The organism is Pseudomonas benzenivorans (assembly GCF_033547155.1).
Taxonomy (GTDB): Bacteria; Pseudomonadota; Gammaproteobacteria; order Pseudomonadales; family Pseudomonadaceae; genus Aquipseudomonas; species Aquipseudomonas benzenivorans_B.
On sequence record NZ_CP137892.1, the window covers coordinates 2,963,502 to 2,979,522 of the forward strand.

At 65.7% G+C, this 16,021-nt stretch carries 16 protein-coding genes and 2 tRNA genes; 5 read left to right on the forward strand and 13 right to left on the reverse strand.

Going from position 1 to position 16,021, the window contains the following annotated elements:
• Positions 1 to 113 precede the first annotated feature (113 nt).
• Positions 114 to 536 (forward strand): organic hydroperoxide resistance protein, encoded by a 423-nt coding sequence (locus SBP02_RS13640; RefSeq protein ID WP_318642466.1) that lies wholly within the window; start codon positions 114 to 116, stop codon positions 534 to 536.
• Between the two features lie 77 nt (positions 537 to 613).
• Here the strand turns inward: SBP02_RS13640 and ahpF are convergent, their stop codons facing one another.
• The 3 genes from ahpF to SBP02_RS13655 form a co-directional block, all read right to left on the reverse strand.
• Positions 614 to 2,170 carry an alkyl hydroperoxide reductase subunit F gene (gene ahpF / locus SBP02_RS13645; protein ID WP_318642468.1) on the reverse strand — a complete coding sequence of 519 codons (1,557 nt, stop codon included), beginning with the start codon at positions 2,168 to 2,170 and terminating at the stop codon, positions 614 to 616.
• A 241-nt stretch (positions 2,171 to 2,411) separates the two neighbouring features.
• Positions 2,412 to 2,975, reverse strand: coding sequence for an alkyl hydroperoxide reductase subunit C (ahpC, locus tag SBP02_RS13650; protein WP_318642470.1), 564 nt, complete (start codon positions 2,973 to 2,975; stop codon positions 2,412 to 2,414).
• Positions 2,976 to 3,141: 166 nt separating this feature from the next.
• Positions 3,142 to 4,107, reverse strand: coding sequence for an NAD(P)H-quinone oxidoreductase (locus tag SBP02_RS13655; protein ID WP_318642472.1), 966 nt, complete (start codon positions 4,105 to 4,107; stop codon positions 3,142 to 3,144).
• Positions 4,108 to 4,234: 127 nt separating this feature from the next.
• Here SBP02_RS13655 and SBP02_RS13660 point away from each other — a divergent pair, with 127 nt between their 5' ends.
• Both SBP02_RS13660 and SBP02_RS13665 read left to right on the forward strand, forming a co-directional pair.
• The gene (locus SBP02_RS13660) at positions 4,235 to 6,313 is read left to right on the forward strand and encodes a carboxy terminal-processing peptidase (RefSeq protein WP_369958992.1); all 2,079 of its coding nucleotides are present in this window, start codon (positions 4,235 to 4,237) and stop codon (positions 6,311 to 6,313) included.
• 97 nt (positions 6,314 to 6,410) lie between these two features.
• On the forward strand, positions 6,411 to 8,171 hold the full coding sequence (locus SBP02_RS13665; RefSeq protein WP_318642476.1) for a GGDEF domain-containing protein: 1,761 nt from the start codon (positions 6,411 to 6,413) through the stop codon (positions 8,169 to 8,171).
• Here the strand turns inward: SBP02_RS13665 and SBP02_RS13670 are convergent.
• The 7 genes from SBP02_RS13670 to SBP02_RS13700 form a co-directional block, all read right to left on the reverse strand.
• Positions 8,168 to 8,635: an SEL1-like repeat protein gene (locus SBP02_RS13670; protein WP_318642478.1), complete on the reverse strand. Its 468-nt coding sequence runs from the start codon at positions 8,633 to 8,635 to the stop codon at positions 8,168 to 8,170. The genes SBP02_RS13665 and SBP02_RS13670 overlap by 4 nt on opposite strands.
• Positions 8,635 to 9,000: a hypothetical protein gene (locus SBP02_RS13675; RefSeq protein ID WP_318642480.1), complete on the reverse strand. Its 366-nt coding sequence runs from the start codon at positions 8,998 to 9,000 to the stop codon at positions 8,635 to 8,637. Before SBP02_RS13675 ends, SBP02_RS13670 begins: the two co-directional genes overlap by 1 nt.
• Entirely contained in the window at positions 8,997 to 9,314 is a 318-nt protein-coding gene (locus SBP02_RS13680) for a helix-turn-helix transcriptional regulator (RefSeq protein WP_318642482.1), read from the reverse strand. The genes SBP02_RS13675 and SBP02_RS13680 overlap by 4 nt, the downstream gene beginning before the upstream one ends.
• 150 nt (positions 9,315 to 9,464) lie before the next feature.
• Complete coding sequence (locus SBP02_RS13685) at positions 9,465 to 9,914, reverse strand: YkvA family protein (RefSeq protein ID WP_318642484.1); 450 nt, start codon at positions 9,912 to 9,914, stop codon at positions 9,465 to 9,467.
• A 366-nt stretch (positions 9,915 to 10,280) separates the two neighbouring features.
• Positions 10,281 to 10,991 (reverse strand): FKBP-type peptidyl-prolyl cis-trans isomerase, encoded by a 711-nt coding sequence (locus SBP02_RS13690; RefSeq protein ID WP_318642486.1) that lies wholly within the window; start codon positions 10,989 to 10,991, stop codon positions 10,281 to 10,283.
• Positions 10,992 to 11,179: 188 nt separating this feature from the next.
• Positions 11,180 to 11,256: transfer RNA gene (locus SBP02_RS13695), tRNA-Asp, on the reverse strand.
• A gap of 21 nt (positions 11,257 to 11,277) precedes the next feature.
• Positions 11,278 to 11,353: transfer RNA gene (locus tag SBP02_RS13700), tRNA-Val, on the reverse strand.
• A 161-nt stretch (positions 11,354 to 11,514) separates the two neighbouring features.
• Here SBP02_RS13700 and rdgC point away from each other — a divergent pair.
• Together rdgC and sugE are read left to right on the forward strand one after the other, a co-directional pair.
• A complete protein-coding gene (gene rdgC / locus SBP02_RS13705; protein ID WP_318642488.1) occupies positions 11,515 to 12,435 on the forward strand; it encodes a recombination-associated protein RdgC in 921 nt (306 codons plus the stop codon).
• 161 nt (positions 12,436 to 12,596) lie between these two features.
• Positions 12,597 to 12,911 (forward strand): quaternary ammonium compound efflux SMR transporter SugE, encoded by a 315-nt coding sequence (gene sugE / locus SBP02_RS13710; protein WP_318642490.1) that lies wholly within the window; start codon positions 12,597 to 12,599, stop codon positions 12,909 to 12,911.
• 53 nt (positions 12,912 to 12,964) lie between these two features.
• Here sugE and SBP02_RS13715 read toward each other — a convergent pair whose 3' ends face one another.
• The 3 genes from SBP02_RS13715 to SBP02_RS13725 form a co-directional block, all read right to left on the reverse strand.
• On the reverse strand, positions 12,965 to 14,842 hold the full coding sequence (locus SBP02_RS13715) for an MFS transporter (RefSeq protein WP_318642492.1): 1,878 nt from the start codon (positions 14,840 to 14,842) through the stop codon (positions 12,965 to 12,967).
• Positions 14,843 to 14,957: 115 nt separating this feature from the next.
• Positions 14,958 to 15,287, reverse strand: a complete 330-nt coding sequence (locus SBP02_RS13720; protein WP_318642494.1) for an AzlD domain-containing protein — start codon at positions 15,285 to 15,287, stop codon at positions 14,958 to 14,960.
• A complete protein-coding gene (locus SBP02_RS13725; RefSeq protein ID WP_318642496.1) occupies positions 15,287 to 15,997 on the reverse strand; it encodes an AzlC family ABC transporter permease in 711 nt (236 codons plus the stop codon). The genes SBP02_RS13720 and SBP02_RS13725 overlap by 1 nt, the downstream gene beginning before the upstream one ends.
• Positions 15,998 to 16,021 lie beyond the last annotated feature (24 nt).

Below are 16,021 nucleotides of genomic sequence, written 5' to 3' on the forward strand. Positions count from 1 at the left end.
CACTGGCCAAGAAGAGTCTAGCGCCGCCCGGCACTCGACCGGGCGCATCGGGCAGAAGCTGATTTACTGAGACTATGCAGCGTCCGTTACCGCAACCGCACAGGAGACACGCGATGAATGTTCTGTACTCGACCCAGGCCACCGCGACCGGCGGCCGCACCGGCCAGGCCAGCACGGCCGACGGCGCCCTGAGCGTGACCCTGACCACGCCCAAGGAACTGGGCGGCCCGGGCGGCGACGGCAACAACCCGGAACAGCTGTTCGCCGCCGGCTATGCCGCCTGCTTCCTCGGCGCGATCAAGTTCGTCGCCGGCAAGCAGAAGGTCAAGGTCGGCGACGACAGTACGGTGACCGCCACCGTCGGCATCGGTGCCCGTGACGATGGCGAAGGCTTCGGCCTGGATGTCGCCCTGGAAGTCAGCCTGCCGGGCGTCGATCACGCCCAGGCCGAGGCCATAGTGGGCCAGGCCCATGTGGTCTGCCCCTACTCCCACGCCACCCGTAACGGCCTGGTGGTGCGCACCCTGGTGGTCTAGGCACGCCCCGCGAACGGCAAAGAAAAACGGCCGAGCCGAAGGTCAGCTGTGTTCCATTCAGCCGCTGGCGCGGCCCGTCAGGTCGAACGGATCAGGTGATCGAAGGCGCCGAGCGAGGCCTTGGCGCCCTCGCCCACGGCGATGACGATCTGCTTGTAGGGCACGGTGGTCACGTCGCCGGCGGCGAAGATGCCCGGCACCGAGGTCTCGCCGCGCGAGTCGACGATGACCTCGCCGCGCGGCGACAGCTCCACCACGCCCTTGAGCCAGTCGCTGTTGGGCAGCAGGCCGATCTGCACGAAGATGCCTTCCAGCTCGATCTCATGCAGCTCGTCGCTGTCGCGGTCCCGGTAGACCAGGGCGTTGACCTTCTGCCCGTCGCCCTTGACCTCGGTGGTCAGGGCGCTCTTGATCACCCTGACGTTGGCCAGGCTGGCCAGCTTGTTCTGCAGCACCGCATCGGCGCGCAGCTTGTCGTCGAATTCGATCAGGGTGACATGGGCGACGATTCCGGCCAGGTCGATGGCTGCCTCGACGCCGGAGTTGCCGCCGCCGATCACCGCCACCCGCTTGCCCTTGAACAGCGGGCCGTCGCAGTGCGGGCAGTAGGCCACGCCACGGCCGCGGTATTCCTGCTCGCCGGGCACGTTCATCTCGCGCCAGCGGGCGCCGGTGGCGAGGATCAGGGTCTTGGCCTTGAGGCTGGCACCGCTGTCGAAGCGCACCTCGTGCAGGCCGCCGGCGCCGCTCGCTGGGATCAGCGCGCTGGCGCGCTGCAGGTTCATGATGTCGACGTCGTACTGCCTGACGTGCTCCTCCAGGGCGCGGGCCAGCTTCGGTCCCTCGGTCTCCTGCACCGAGATGAAGTTCTCGATGGCCATGGTGTCCAGCACCTGGCCGCCGAAACGCTCGGCCGCCACCCCGGTGCGGATGCCCTTGCGCGCGGCATAGATGGCCGCCGCGGCGCCGGCCGGGCCACCGCCGACCACCAGCACGTCGAAGGCGGTCTTGGCGCTCATCTTCTCGGCCTCGCGGGCGCTGGCGCCGGTGTCGAGCTTGGCGAGGATCTGCTCGGCGTCCATACGGCCCTGGCCGAACGGCTCGCCGTTCAGGTAGATGCTCGGCACCGACATGATCTGCCGCGCCTCGACCTCGTCCTGGAACAGCGCGCCGTCGATGGCCACGTGACGAATCTTGGGGTTGAGCACGGCCATCAGGTTCAGCGCCTGGACCACGTCCGGGCAGTTCTGGCAGGACAGCGAGAAATAGCTCTCGAAGTGGAAATCGCCTTCGAGCCCCTGAATCTGCTCGATCACCTCCTGCGCCAGCCTGGACGGGTGACCGCCGACCTGCAGCAGGGCCAGCACCAGGGAGGTGAATTCGTGGCCCAGGGGGATGCCGGCGAAGCGCAGGCCGATGTCCGCTCCAGGACGATTGAGCGAGAACGAAGGCACGCGACTGTCGCGGCCATCGGTCTTCAGGGCGATCTTGTCGCTCAGGCCGACGATCTCCTGCAGCAGGCCGAGCAGCTCGCGGGATTTGTCGCTGTCATCGAGGGTCGCAACGATCTCGAACGGCTGGGTGACCTTCTGCAGATAGGCCTGCAACTGGGTTTTCAGATTGGCGTCCAACATGGCGGATGTTCCTCGATGACGAAATTCGGGCAATAAAATGCCCGGGCGGGTCGCGCCCGGGCATCGGGCGCCTTAGGAAGCAGTTGGGCTTCTTGAGGCGGAAAATGGGATGGAGAGCGTCGCGAGCGACGGCAGTGCAAGGCGAAATCAGGCGAGGGCGCGGAGTTTACGCGCTGTAAATGAGCAGCCCGAGCCTGATTTCAACGCAGCAATGCCTAGCGCAGCAGCTCTACACCCATTTTTAGATCTTGCCGACCAGGTCCAGGGAAGGCGCCAGGGTGGCTTCGCCGTCTTTCCACTTGGCCGGGCAGACTTCGCCCGGGTGAGCGGCGGTGTACTGGGCGGCCTTCAGCTTGCGCAGGGTCTCGGAGACGTCGCGGGCGATTTCGTTGGAGTGGATCTCCACGGTCTTGATCACGCCTTCCGGGTTGATCACGAAGGTGCCGCGCAGGGCCAGGCCCTCTTCCGGGATGTGCACGCCGAAGGCGTTGGTCAGCTGATGGGTCGGGTCGCCGATCAGCGGGAACTGGGCCTTGCCGACCGCCGGGGAAGTCTCGTGCCAGACCTTGTGGGAGAAGTGGGTATCGGTGGTGACGATATACACCTCGGTGCCGGCATCGCGGAACGCCGCGTAGTTGTTGGCGGCGTCTTCGATCTCGGTCGGGCAGTTGAAGGTGAAGGCCGCCGGCATGAAGATCAGCACCGACCACTGGCCCTTCAGGGACTGCTCGGTCACCTCGATGAACTTGCCGTTGTGGAAAGCGTTGACCTTGAACGGTTGGACTTGGGTGTTGATGAGGTTCATCTCTGACTCCTTCGAGGGTTGAAAAGTTGACCCGGCGAATCTTAGAGCGAGATGTTCTAAAAGCCTTATTGATTGAAACCATGAGATTGATTGGGTCACTCAATCGCCACCCGGCTGGAGCGACGCCCCGGGCATCGCCGCCGCCAGCGGCGATGCCCGTATCGGCTCAGACCAGGCTCTCGTCGACCAGCAGCACCAGCTTGCCGTTGACCCGGTTGCCGGCCAGTTCGGCGAAGGCCTGTTCGGCATCCGCGACCGGATAGCCGCGTACCAGTTGTGGCTTGAGCCGGCCCTCGGCGAACAACGGCCACACCTGGTGCTGCAGGTCGCGCAGCAGGTCCGCCTTGAACTGCTCGTCGCGATTGCGCAGGGTCGAGCCGATCAGCTGGATACGCTTGCCCAGCAGCAACGCCATATCCAACTCGGCCTGGCGCCCGCCCATCAGGCCGATGTTCAGCCAACGGCCGTCGCGCGCCAGCAGCTCCAGGTTGAGCGCGGCATACTGGCCGCCCACCGGATCGAGGATCACATCGAAGGGCCCGAAATCGCGCAACGCCTGCAGGCCATCATCGCCACGCAGCACGCCGCCCTGGGCGCCCAGGGCCTCGCAATAGGCCAGGCGCTCGGCCGAACCGACGCTGACCCAGCAGGGGTTGCCGAAGGCCTTGCACAGCTGGATAGCCGCCGAGCCCACGCCACTGGCGCCGGCGTGCAGCAGGACCCTGTCCCCCGGCTTCAGGCCGCCCAACTGGAACAGATTGAGCCAGGCCGTGGCATAGACCTCCGGCACGGCCGCCGCCTCGGCCAGGGACAGCCCCTCGGGCAGTGGCAGCGCGTGCCGGGCATCGACCACCACCTCCTCGGCCATGCCGCCACCGGCCAGCAGGGCGCAGACCCGGTCGCCCACCTGCCAGTCGCAACCGGCGCCGACTTCGCTGACGATGCCGGCGCACTCCAGGCCGAGCGCCGTGCTGGCCCCCGGCGGCGGCGGGTAGAGCCCCGCCCGTTGCAACAGGTCGGCACGGTTGAGGCCGGCCGCCGCCACGCGAATGCGAATTTCCCCCACATCGCAGGCCGGGGCGGGCTGCTCCGCCCATTCCGCGCGGCCTTCAACGCCTTGCAATGCCTTCACGCTGCCTCCATAGTGAATCGAAACCGGGCCCGGCGCTCAGCGTCGGGCCTCTGCATTGCGCCGATGGAACTGGCGCCCTCTAAGACGGCCTAATATGCGTTATCAATTACCCCCACGTCGAATCAGCATGAAGCGCTCCCTGCTCTGCGCCACCCTCGCCTTTGCCCTCGGTTTGGGCGCGCTGCCCCTGGCGGCGAAGACCACCCAGTCCGATCCCTGGGAATACCTGCAACCCGACCGTGAGCAGGTCATCGCCAGCCTCAACGTCGTGGAACTGTTGAAGCGCCATCACTACAACAAGCCGCCACTGGATGACGAGCGCTCGGTGAAGATCTACCAGGGTTACCTGAAGATGCTCGACCCGGCGCGCAGCTATTTCACCGCCGGCGATATCGCCCAGTTCGACCGGTGGCGCGAGCAGTTCGACGACCTGCTCAAGAGCGGCAATCTGGAGCCCGGTTTCGTCATCTACAAGCGCCAGCTGGAGCGCCTGCAGGGACGCCTGCAGTTTGCCCTCGACCTGCTCGACCGGGGCATCGACAAGCTCGACTTCAGCCTCGACGAGAGCCTGCTGATCGACCGCGAGAACGCCCCCTGGGCCAAGGATGTCGCCGAACTGGACGACCTGTGGCGCAAGCGGGTGAAAGACGAGGTGCTGCGCCTGAAGCTCGCCGGCAAGGAGCCCAAGGCCATCCAGGAGCTGCTGACCAAGCGCTACAAGAACCAGCTGGCGCGCCTGCAGCAGACGCGCGGCGAAGACATCTTCCAGGCCTACATCAATGCCTTCGCCAGCTCCTACGACCCGCACACCACCTACCTGTCGCCGGACAACGCGGAAAACTTCGACATCAATATGAGCCTGTCCCTGGAAGGCATAGGCGCGGTGCTGCAGACCGACAACGAGTACGTCAAGGTGGTGCGCCTGGTTCCGGCCGGCCCCGCCGAGAAGAGCAAGCAGATCGCCCCGGCGGACAAGATCGTCGGCGTGGCCCAGGGCGACGACGAGATGGTCGACGTGATCGGCTGGCGCCTGGACGAGGTGGTCAAGCTGATCCGCGGCCCGAAGGGCTCGCAGGTGCGCCTGGAGGTGATTCCGGCCAGCAACGCGCCGAACGATCAGACCAGCAAGGTGGTCAACATCACCCGCGAGGCGGTCAAGCTGGAGGAGCAGGCGGCGAAGAAGTCGGTGCTGCAGCTGAACCACGAGGGCCGCGACTACAAGCTGGGGGTGATCGAGATTCCCGCCTTCTATCTGGACTTCAAGGCCTTCCGCGCCGGCGACCCGAACTACAAGAGCACCACCCGCGACGTCAAACGCCTGCTCAGCGAGCTGGAGAAGGAGCAGGTCGACGGCGTGGTCATCGACCTGCGCAACAACGGCGGCGGCTCGCTGCAGGAAGCCACCGAACTGACCGGGCTGTTCATCGATCAGGGGCCCACCGTGCTGGTGCGCAACAGCGACGGCCGGGTCGACGTGCTGGCCGACGAGAACAGCGGCACCTACTACACCGGTCCCATGGCCGTACTGGTCAACCGCCTGTCCGCCTCGGCCTCGGAGATCTTCGCCGGCGCCATGCAGGACTACCACCGCGCGCTGATCCTCGGCGGCCAGACCTTCGGCAAGGGCACGGTACAGACCATCCAACCGCTCAACCACGGCGAGCTGAAGCTGACCCTGGCCAAGTTCTACCGCGTCTCCGGGCAAAGCACCCAGCACCAGGGGGTGATTCCCGACATCCAGTACCCGGACGTGATGGACACCAAGGAAATCGGCGAGAGCGCCCTGCCCGAAGCCCTGCCCTGGGACAGCATCCGCCCGGCGATCAAGCCCGAACTGGACCCGATCATGCCGTTCCTCGCCGAACTGCAGGCGCGCTACGCCAACCGCACGGCGAAGAATCCCGATTTCACCTTCACCCGCGAGCGCCTGGCACTGGCCAAGAAGCTGATGGGGGAAACCACGGTCAGCCTCAACGAGGCCAAGCGCCGGGCCCAGCAGAACGACATCGAAGCCCAGCAGCTGGTCATCGAGAACAACCGGCGCAAGGCCAAGGGCCAGGCACCGCTGACCGAGCTGAAAACCGAAGACGAGGACGCCCTGCCCGACGAGGAGAAGACCAAGGTCCAGGACGATGCCTTTCTCGCCGAGAGCGGACACATCCTCCTCGACTATCTCGGCCTCAACGCCTCCCTAGCGAAGCAGTAACACCTAGCGGTCATTAAACGGTCACAAATCTGTCGTGAAATGCAGGGGTTGGTAGGGATATCAGCCCCTTCGCATTTTCAGGACAGTGAGCCCCCAGATGACCGTCACCGAGCAGTTGAGCGCACTGAGCCACATCCTCGCTCACGGCGACTTGCACAGCCTGTTCCAGCCCATCGTCTCGCTATCCGAGCGACGCATCCTCGGCTACGAGGCCCTGACCCGCGGCCCCTCCAACAGCCCACTGCACTCGCCCATCAACCTCTTCGCCGTGGCCCGTCACGCCGGACGGTTGAGCGAGCTGGAGCTGGCCTGCCGGAAAAGCGCCTGCCGGCGCTTCAGCGAGCTGACGCTTGAGGGCAAGCTGTTCCTCAACGTCTCCCCCGACTCCCTGCTGGAGCCCCGCCACCAACCCGGGCGCACCCTGCAGCTGCTGCAGGCCTTGGGCATCCCCCCGAGCCGGGTGGTGATCGAGCTGACCGAACAGTCCCCCACCGAGGACTTCTCCCTGCTCGACAACGCCCTGCACCATTACCGTGCCATGGGCTTCTCCATCGCCCTGGACGACCTCGGCGCCGGTTACTCCAGCCTGCGCCTGTGGTCGGAGCTGCGCCCGGATTACGTGAAGATCGACCGCCATTTCATCGACGGCATCCATCAGGATGCGGTCAAGCGCGAGTTCGTCGGCTCCATCCTGCAGATGGCCAAGGCCTCCCGCGCCGAGGTGATCGCCGAGGGCATCGAGCTGGAGGAGGAGCTCGCCGTCCTCTCCGAGATGGGCGTCAACCTGGTTCAGGGCTACCTGATCAGCCGCCCCCAGGAGCAACCGCCACGCGAGGCGCTCGGCCTGCTGCCCAGGCTCGATACGGCCCCCAACGGCCTCGGCGAGGAAGGCAGCGACCTGTCCGCCCTGCTCAACGAACAGCCGGCGGTGCCCCTGCACACCTCGACGGCCGAGGTCCTGGAGGCCTTCCGCGCCCAGGCCAACCTCAACTCCCTCGCCGTGCTCGACCAGGCTCGGCAGCCGGTGGGCATCGTCCATCGTCACTCGCTGGCCGATGCCTTGCTCAAGCCCTTCGCCACCGAACTGTTCGCCCGCAAGCCGATCAGCCGCCTGATGAGCGACGACTTTCTCGCCGTCGAACTGGGCCAGTCCCTGCAGCAGGTCAGCCGCCTGCTCACCAGCCGCGCCCGCCAGCGCATCGAGGAGGACTTCATCATCACCCAGGGCGGCCGTTACCTGGGCATGGGCCGGGTCATCGACGTGCTCAAGCTGATCACCGAACTGAAGATCCAGCAGGCCCGCCACGCCAACCCCCTGACCCTGCTACCGGGCAACGTGCCGATCCAGCAGTGCCTGAGCCGCCTGCTGCAGCAGGGCCGGGAGGCCGTGGTGTGCTATGTGGATATCGACAGCTTCAAGCCGTTCAACGACCTCTACGGCTATGCCAAGGGCGACGAGGTGTTGCTGTGCCTGGCCCAGTGCCTGGGCGAGCGGGTCGATCCGGCGCGCGACTTCGTCGGCCATATCGGCGGCGACGACTTCCTCCTGGTACTCGGTTCCGAGGACTGGCGCACCCGCCTCAATCGCCTGCTGGAGGACTTCCAGAGCCAATGCCGGCGCTTCTACAGCGAAGAGCACCTGCATGCCGGCTGCTTTACCGCCTACAACCGCCAGGGACAGCGCCAGGAGTTCGCCCTGCTCTCGCTATCGCTCGGCGTCGTGCACCTGCGCCCCGGACAGTGTGCGCAGCTCGATGCCGCGCAGCTCGCCGGCCTGGCCTCGGAGGCCAAGCGGCAGGCCAAGGCCGTGCCTGGCTACAGCCTGCATATCATCGATACGGGAAAGTTGTCCGCCTAGAGCCCGAGTGCCTGTGCCCGCGCGGCCAGGCGCGCCGCCTGCTCGGCATCGGCCGGCAGCCCCTCGGCGCCATCCCGGTAGAGTTCGGCCAGGCGCCGCGTGGCCAGGGGATGCCCCGCCGCGCTTGCCAGCGACCACCAGCGCACCGCCTCGCGGGCGTCGGGCGCCTTCCGCGCGTCGCCGGCCAGACTCGATAACCCCAGCTGATAGGCGGCCTTGCCATCGCCGCCTTCGGCGGCCAGGCGCAATAGCCGAAGGCCCTCCTCCCGCGCACCCAGGCCCTGGCCGCGAAACAACAGGATATGCCCGTAGAAACTTTGCGCACCGACATCGCCCAGGCTCGCCATGCGCGCGAACCGGCCTTCCAGCCAGCGCCAACCACGCGGCTGCCTGACCCACCAGGACCAATGGAACAGGCGCCTGGCCAAGGCATAGGCCAGACGCGCGCGCAGCCGGTGGAGCATCAGATGTCGTCCGGGTAGCTGAACTCGAACACCCGCGCCACTTCCCCGGCGTGCCAAGACGCCGCGGCGACGCCATCGGAGGCACCGTTGAAACGGCCCAGGCGGGTCACGCAGTCGAAGAAGCCGGTCCGCGGCAAGCGGCTGGCCCCCTGGCTGATCACCAGGGCGCTGCGCAACGGCCGCTCGGCCTGCGCATCCAGGGCAGCCAGATGCTCCAGGGCCGCCGTCAGGGTCTGCATCGCCGGGCTTGGCAGGGCCAGGCGCTCGATCAATGCACGATAGGTCAACAGATGGCGCTGACGCCGCGCCTCTTCCAACTCGCTGAGCAATGCCTGCCAGTGCTGGCGACTGATACTGACCGTCAAGACTTCGCCTCCCAGCCCGCGACCCCGAGCGTCCAAGCCAATGCACGTTGAATAGCGGCATCCGGCTGGCGTTCGCCGCTTTCGATCATTCCCAAATAGTGCGGGCTGATGCCCACAGCCCGGGCCAGCTGCTCCACCGACAGCCCCTTGGCCTCACGCAGGCGCGCGAGCTGGTCCAACCCTGGCACTTCCTCGGCCGGCGGTGCATCCGCCGGCTCGACTCGGCCGGCGGCCTGCAGCAACGCCTGATACTCCGCCCACGGCAACACCGCGTATTGCGGCTCGCCGTCATTCTTGATCACTTGTACGTTCATCTTCGACGCTCCTTGGAAAGCGGTACCGAGAGCTTCAGTACATTCCTTGCAGGGCCCTATGTTAACAGCCCGAGCCTATAAGAGGCGCGCGCTCGGGACCGCGCCTTGGATACGCCGCCGAAGAAGCGAACAGGGGATTCGTGGCACCGCTCAGGAAAGCGGGCGGTCCGGTACCGCTTCGTCGTCCGCCGGCAGCCGCTCGATCGCCTCCAGCACCTGTGGCGCCTGGGCCTTGCGCCAGGCGCGAAAGGCTTCCAGCTCGGCGCTCCAGGTCCGCAGCACCCAGGCCAGCACGGCCAGATCGTCGATAAAGCCCACACCGATCAACCAGTCGGGCAAGGCATCCAGGGGGGTGACGAAATACAGCAGGGCGGCGACCACCGCCAGCATCGCCTCGGAACCGATCGCCCGGTACTCGCCGCGCCACCAGGCCGCACAGAGGCTCTGCAGCAGGCGCAGGTCCTCCTTCAGGTCGGCGAGACGTCGACCTTGCTGGCCACTCTTGCGGGCCACCGCCAGCAACAGGCCGGGTAGCCGGGCCCGACTCAACAATTGCTGCGCCAATGGCAGAAATCGGGCGAAACCCCAGGGTGCTTTCATGGTCGCTCCTCGCCAGCCCGCATGGCTGCTGGGCTCCTTGAGGTTATCCACGCAAGCTGTGGATAACCCTGTGAACATAAGCTGAACGAGCCTGCCAAAGGCCCGTGCTATCGGGCCTTGCGACAGATCGGACATTTTTTACACAAAGCATAAAATCCATGTAAATCAAATAGTTAAAAAATCAAACAGTTATTCGCCCCAGTGTTGACAACCCCTATCGAGAGCGCCTGCGCGAATGTGCATAACCGTAACACCAAACGGGCCGAAACAGCCCCCTTACAGACCGACCGGTCGATTACCGGCACCCTGTACACCCCAGAAACGACAACGCCCCGTCGAGACGGGGCGCTGCGATGAAACGCGAGCTTACTGTTCGGCGCTGGCGCCCGCGTCCTTGATGGACAGCAGCTCCAGTTCGAACACCAGCACCGAGTTGGCCGGAATCGCCGGAGTCGGGCTCTGCTCGCCATAGGCCAGCTCACTGGGGATGTACAGCTTGTACTTCTCGCCGACATGCATCAGCTGCAAGCCTTCGACCCAACCCGGGATCACGCCGCTGACCGGCAGATCGATCGGGCTGCCGCGCTCGATCGAGCTGTCGAACACGCTGCCATCGGTCAACTTGCCTTCGTAGTGAACGGTCACCACATCGTTGGCTTTCGGCTGAGCACCCTCGGCCTTGGTCAGCACTTCGTACTGCAGGCCGGACTCGGTGGTCACCACGCCCTCACGCTTGGCGTTGTCCTCGAGGAACTTCTTGCCGGCCTTGGCCGACTCCTCGTTCATGGCCGCCATGCGCTCCTCGGCACGCTTCTGCAGGAAGGCGAAGGCCTCGATCAGCTCTTCATCCTTCAGGCGTTGCTCCTTCTTGCCGATGGCATCCTCGATGCCCTGGGCGACGGCCTTGGAATCCAGGTCATCCATGCCTTCCTGGGCCAGGCTCTTGCCCATGTTCAGGCCGATGCCGTAGGAGGCCTTCTGCGCCGGGGTCTCCAGCTCGACGGAGGTCTGCGAATCGCAGCCCGCGAGTACCAGGCCAACCAGCGCAACCGCCGCCGCTAAACGATGCTTCTTCATGCTTGATCCTTGTTCCGGTGCGCCCTAGGGCAATCGAGTGAAGGCGCGAGCTTAGCAGGCCGTCGCGATCACTGGCTACCGGGATAGGAACCAGAAAATGCGCATAAGTTCAGGTGTTTAGCAGGTTTTTCGAAGGAGTACGGCGAATGTTGCGGAGGGATAAAGCAGAGGTGAAGCGAGGAGGGAAATGGCGCAGCGGACGGGACTCGAACCCGCGACCCCCGGCGTGACAGGCCGGTATTCTAACCGACTGAACTACCGCTGCGCGTAACCCCGAAAGCGAGATTGGTGGGTGATGACGGGATCGAACCGCCGACCCTCTGCTTGTAAGGCAGATGCTCTCCCGGCTGAGCTAATCACCCTTCACTCTCGAAGTGGGGCGCATTCTAGAGAGCCATCGGCACCTTGGCAAGCCCTGATCGAAAAAAAATTTATCGACGCAGCAAAGGCTTAGCTCAGGGTTGGCCTGCGCCCCCGAGGGGAGAATAATGCGCGCTTTGCGTTAATGGAGAGTCACCCCCTCATGTGGTTTCGCAACCTGCTGGTCTACCGCCTCACCCAGAACGTCCCCTTCGATGCCGAGGCCCTCGAAGCCGCATTGGCCGCCAAGCCGGCACGCCCCTGCGCCAGCCAGGAACTGACCACCTACGGCTTCATCGCCCCCTTCGGCAAGGGCGCCGATGCGCCCCTGGTGCACGAGAGCCAGGGCTTCCTGCTGATCGCCGCGCGCAAGGAGGAACGCATCCTGCCCGGCAGCGTGGTGCGTGACGCGTTGAAGGAGAAGGTCGACGAGATCGAAAACGAGCAGATGCGCAAGGTCTACAAGAAGGAACGCGACCAGCTCAAGGACGAGATCGTGCAGGCCTTCCTGCCCCGCGCCTTCATCCGCAAGTCGGCAACCTTCGCCGCCATCGCCCCGGCCCAAGGCCTGATCCTGGTCGACGCCTCCAGCGCCAAGCGCGCCGAAGACCTGCTCTCCACGCTGCGCGAGGCCATCGGTTCGCTGCCGGTGCGGCCGCTGACCGTGAAGATCGCCCCGAGCGCCACTCTCACCGATTGGGTCAAGGCACAAAAGGCCGCCGCCGACTTCTTCGTGCTGGACGAGTGCGAGCTGCGCGACACCCATGAGGATGGCGGCGTGGTGCGCTGCAAGCGCCAGGACCTGACCAGCGACGAGATTCAGCTGCACCTGAGCGCCGGCAAGCAGGTCACCCAGCTGGCCCTGGGCTGGCAGGACAAGCTGTCCTTCGTGCTCGACGACAAGCTGGTGATCAAGCGCCTGCGCTTCGAGGACCTGCTGCAGGAACAGGCCGAGCAGGACGGCGGCGACGATAACCTCGGCCAGCTGGACGCCAGCTTCACCCTGATGATGCTGACCCTGGTCCAGTACCTGCCCGCCCTGTTCGAGGCCCTCGGCGGCGAGGAAATCCCCCAGGGCATCTGAGCCGCTCGGCCCGGGACCGGCGGCAGCCAGCCTCCGCCGGTCCCCAGCGGCTTGCCCCGGCAGCCGGTCTGTGCACAATGACCGGCAGCGTGAGGACGACCTCACCACTCCATGAGTGACCACCCGGGGACGGCCCCTGCCCTTATGCCCCGGAGGTCGTTATGTCCTGGATCATTCTGTTTTTCGCCGGCCTGTTCGAGGTCGGCTGGGCCGTCGGCCTGAAATATACCGACGGTTTCACCCGCCCCCTACCCAGCCTGCTGACCATCGCCGCGATGGTCGTCAGCCTGGGCCTGCTCGGCCTGGCCATGAAGGAGCTGCCCCTGGGCACCGCCTACGCCATCTGGACCGGGGTCGGCGCGGTCGGCACGGTGATCGCCGGCATCATCCTGTTCGGCGAATCCATGGCCTTGATCCGCCTGGCCAGCGTGGCGCTGATTCTCTGCGGCTTGCTCGGGCTTAAACTCAGCCACTGAGGCGCCCACAACCAAAAGCCCGCCATCCGGCGGGCTTTTTCGTTCCGGCTGGCTCAGCGCAGGTCGCCGCGCAGCTCGGCGACCTGCGCCTGCAAGCGTTGGCGGTCGGCGCACTCGGGACCGAGCGGGGCGCCGGCCACCAGCTGGATGCGCGACCACAGGCGCCTGAACACCCCCTTGTCGGGGTCACGGCTGAAGAAGCTGCCCCACAGTCCCTTGAGCGCCATCGGGATCACCGGCACCGGGTTTTCCGCGAGGATGCGCTCGATGCCGCCCTTGAACTCGCTGATCTCGCCATCACCGGTCAACTTGCCCTCCGGGAAGATGCACACCAGCTCGCCGTTACGCAGGTATTCGGCGATCTTCTTGAACGCCGCGTCGTACACCAGCAGGTCCTCGTTGCGCCCGGCGATCGGCACGGTGCCGGCGGTGCGGAAGATGAAGTTGAGCAGCGGCAGGTTGTAGATCTTGTAGTACATGACGAAACGCACCGGCCGGCGCACCGCACCGCCGATCAGCAGGGCATCGACGAAGGACACGTGGTTGCACACCAGCACCGCCGCGCCGTCCTCGGGGATGGCCTCCAGCCCCCTGTGCTCGACCCGATACATGGAGTGACCGAGCAGCCAGATCAAAAAGCGCATGCTGAACTCGGGGACGATCTTGAAGATGTAGCTGTTGACCGCGACGTTCATCAGCGAGATGGCCAGGAACAGCTGGGGGATCGACAGCTCGGCGACGCTGAGAAAGAGGATCGAGGCGATCGCCGAGACCACCATGAACAGCGCGTTGAGGATGTTGTTGGCGGCGATCACCCGCGCCCGCTCCTGCTCCACCGTGCGCGACTGGATCAGCGCATACAGCGGCACTATATAGAAGCCGCCGAACAGGCCGATGCCGAGAATGGCACCGAGTACCCACCAGGCCTGGCCATGCCCCAGCAGCGTCAGCCAGTCATGGGGCGCGGCGCCCTGGACGAAACCGTCGGAGTGCCACCACAGCAGCACGCCGAACAGGGTCAGGCCGATCGAGCCGAAGGGCACCAGGCCGATCTCCACCTTGTGCCCGCTCATGCGCTCGCACAGCATCGAGCCCAGGCCTATCCCTAAGGAGAACACCGTGAGAATCAGGGTCACCACGCTCTCGTCGCCGTGCAGCCAGTCCTTGGCATAGGCCGGGATCTGGGTCAGGTAGATCGCGCCGAGGAACCAGAACCAGGAGTTGCCCAGCAGCGAGCGCGACACCGAGACCGGCTGCTCCTTCAAGCCCAGGCGCATGATCCGCCAGGACTGACGCAGGATATTCCAGTCCAGCGCCAGTTCCGGCAGGGCCGCATGGGCGCGGGGGATGGCGCGGCTGGCCAGATAGCCGAGCACGGCGACCACGACCACGGAACCGGCGACGATCTGCGCGTAGGCGCTGCTGGCCATGATGATGCCGGCGCCTATGGTGCCGGCGAGAATGGCCAGGAAGGTGCCCATCTCCACCAGGGCGTTACCGCCGACCAGTTCCTGCTCGCGCAGGTGCTGCGGCAGGATCGAATACTTCACCGGACCGAACAGCGCCGACTGGGTGCCCATGCAGAACAGCACGGCGAGCATCAGCGGCAGGCTGTCGAGCAGCACCCCGGCGGCGCCGGCCAGCATGATCAGGATTTCGGCGAACTTGATCGCGCGGATCAGGCTGTCCTTGGCGAACTTCTCGCCGAACTGCCCGCCGAGTGCCGAGAACAGGAAGAACGGCAGGATGAACAGCAGCGCGCAGAGGTTGACCAGCAGGCTCTTGTCGGCGCCGGAACTGAGCTTGTAGAGGATGGCGAGGATCAGCGACTGCTTGAAGATGTTGTCGTTGAAGGCGCCGAGCAACTGGGTAAGGAAGAACGGCAGGAAACGCCGTTTACCGAGCAAGGTGAATTGCGAATCTGGGGTCATCGTCCGTGTACCTGTCTGCTGTGACCGAGCGGGCCGTCCAGCATTGGACTGCAACAACCCGCCGACAAGCCACAGCAATCGTCGACTTTTGCCGAGGTCACGGCAAAATCGCCGCTCAGATCGGCAGTTGCCCCAGCGCCCAGCGCAACAGGAAGAACACCAGCAGGCCGCCGCCGATGGTCGCCAGCAGATGCCGGGTCAGCGCGGCGATGGCGATGGCCGCCAGTCCGCCCAGCAGGTAGGCGTTGTCCAGGCGCAGGGCCCAGTGCTGGCCGTCGGGCAGCAACATGCCCGGCACCACGATGGCGGTGAGCACCGCAGTCGGCACGTAGTGCAGCCCCTGACGCACCAGCGGCGGGAAGCTCAGGTTGGGGAAGGCAAACAGGCTGTAGCGGATGGAAAAGGTGATCGCCAGCATGCCGAGGATCAGCACCCAGTTGTCCATCAGACCACCTCCGCGCATACGGGCGCCTGGCGGCGCTCGAGCAGCACACCGACCACAATGCCGCTGAACGCGGCCGCCAGCAGGCCGAGCTTGTATGGCAGGCCATGGAAGGCCAGGGCCACCGCCCCGGCCACCAGGGCCGCGGCCACCTGCGGACTGTTGCGCAGCATGGGCACGACTATGCCGATAAAGGTCGCCAGCATGGCGAAGTCCAGGCCCCAGGCGGCGAGGTTCGGCACGCTCTGGCCGAACAGCACGCCGACCAGGGTACACAGCTGCCAGTTCAGGTACATGGCCAGCGCCGCACCGAGGAAGTACCAATGCTTGTTCGGCGAGGCATCCGCGTCCAGATAGCGGTGTTGCACCACGGCATAGGCCTCGTCGGTCAGCCAGAAGGCCAGCGGCACCCGCCAACGCTTGGGCAGGTGGCGGACGTACGGCTGCAGGCTGGCGCTGTACAGGGCGTGACGCAGGTTGACCACCAGGGTGGTGAGCAGCAGCACGGCCAGGCCGGTGCCCACGCCGAGCAGGCTGATGGCGATGAACTGCGCCGAACCGGCGAATACCAACAGCGACATGCCGAGGGTCTGCCAGGGGCTGAGGCCGGCGGCGCCGGCCAGGCTGCCGAAGATGATGCCGAAGGGCATGGCGCCGAGCAGCATCGGCAGCATGTCGCGGGCGCCCTGGGTGAATTCTTGCGAGCGGGTCATAGCACTCTCCTCCTTGAGCTGCAG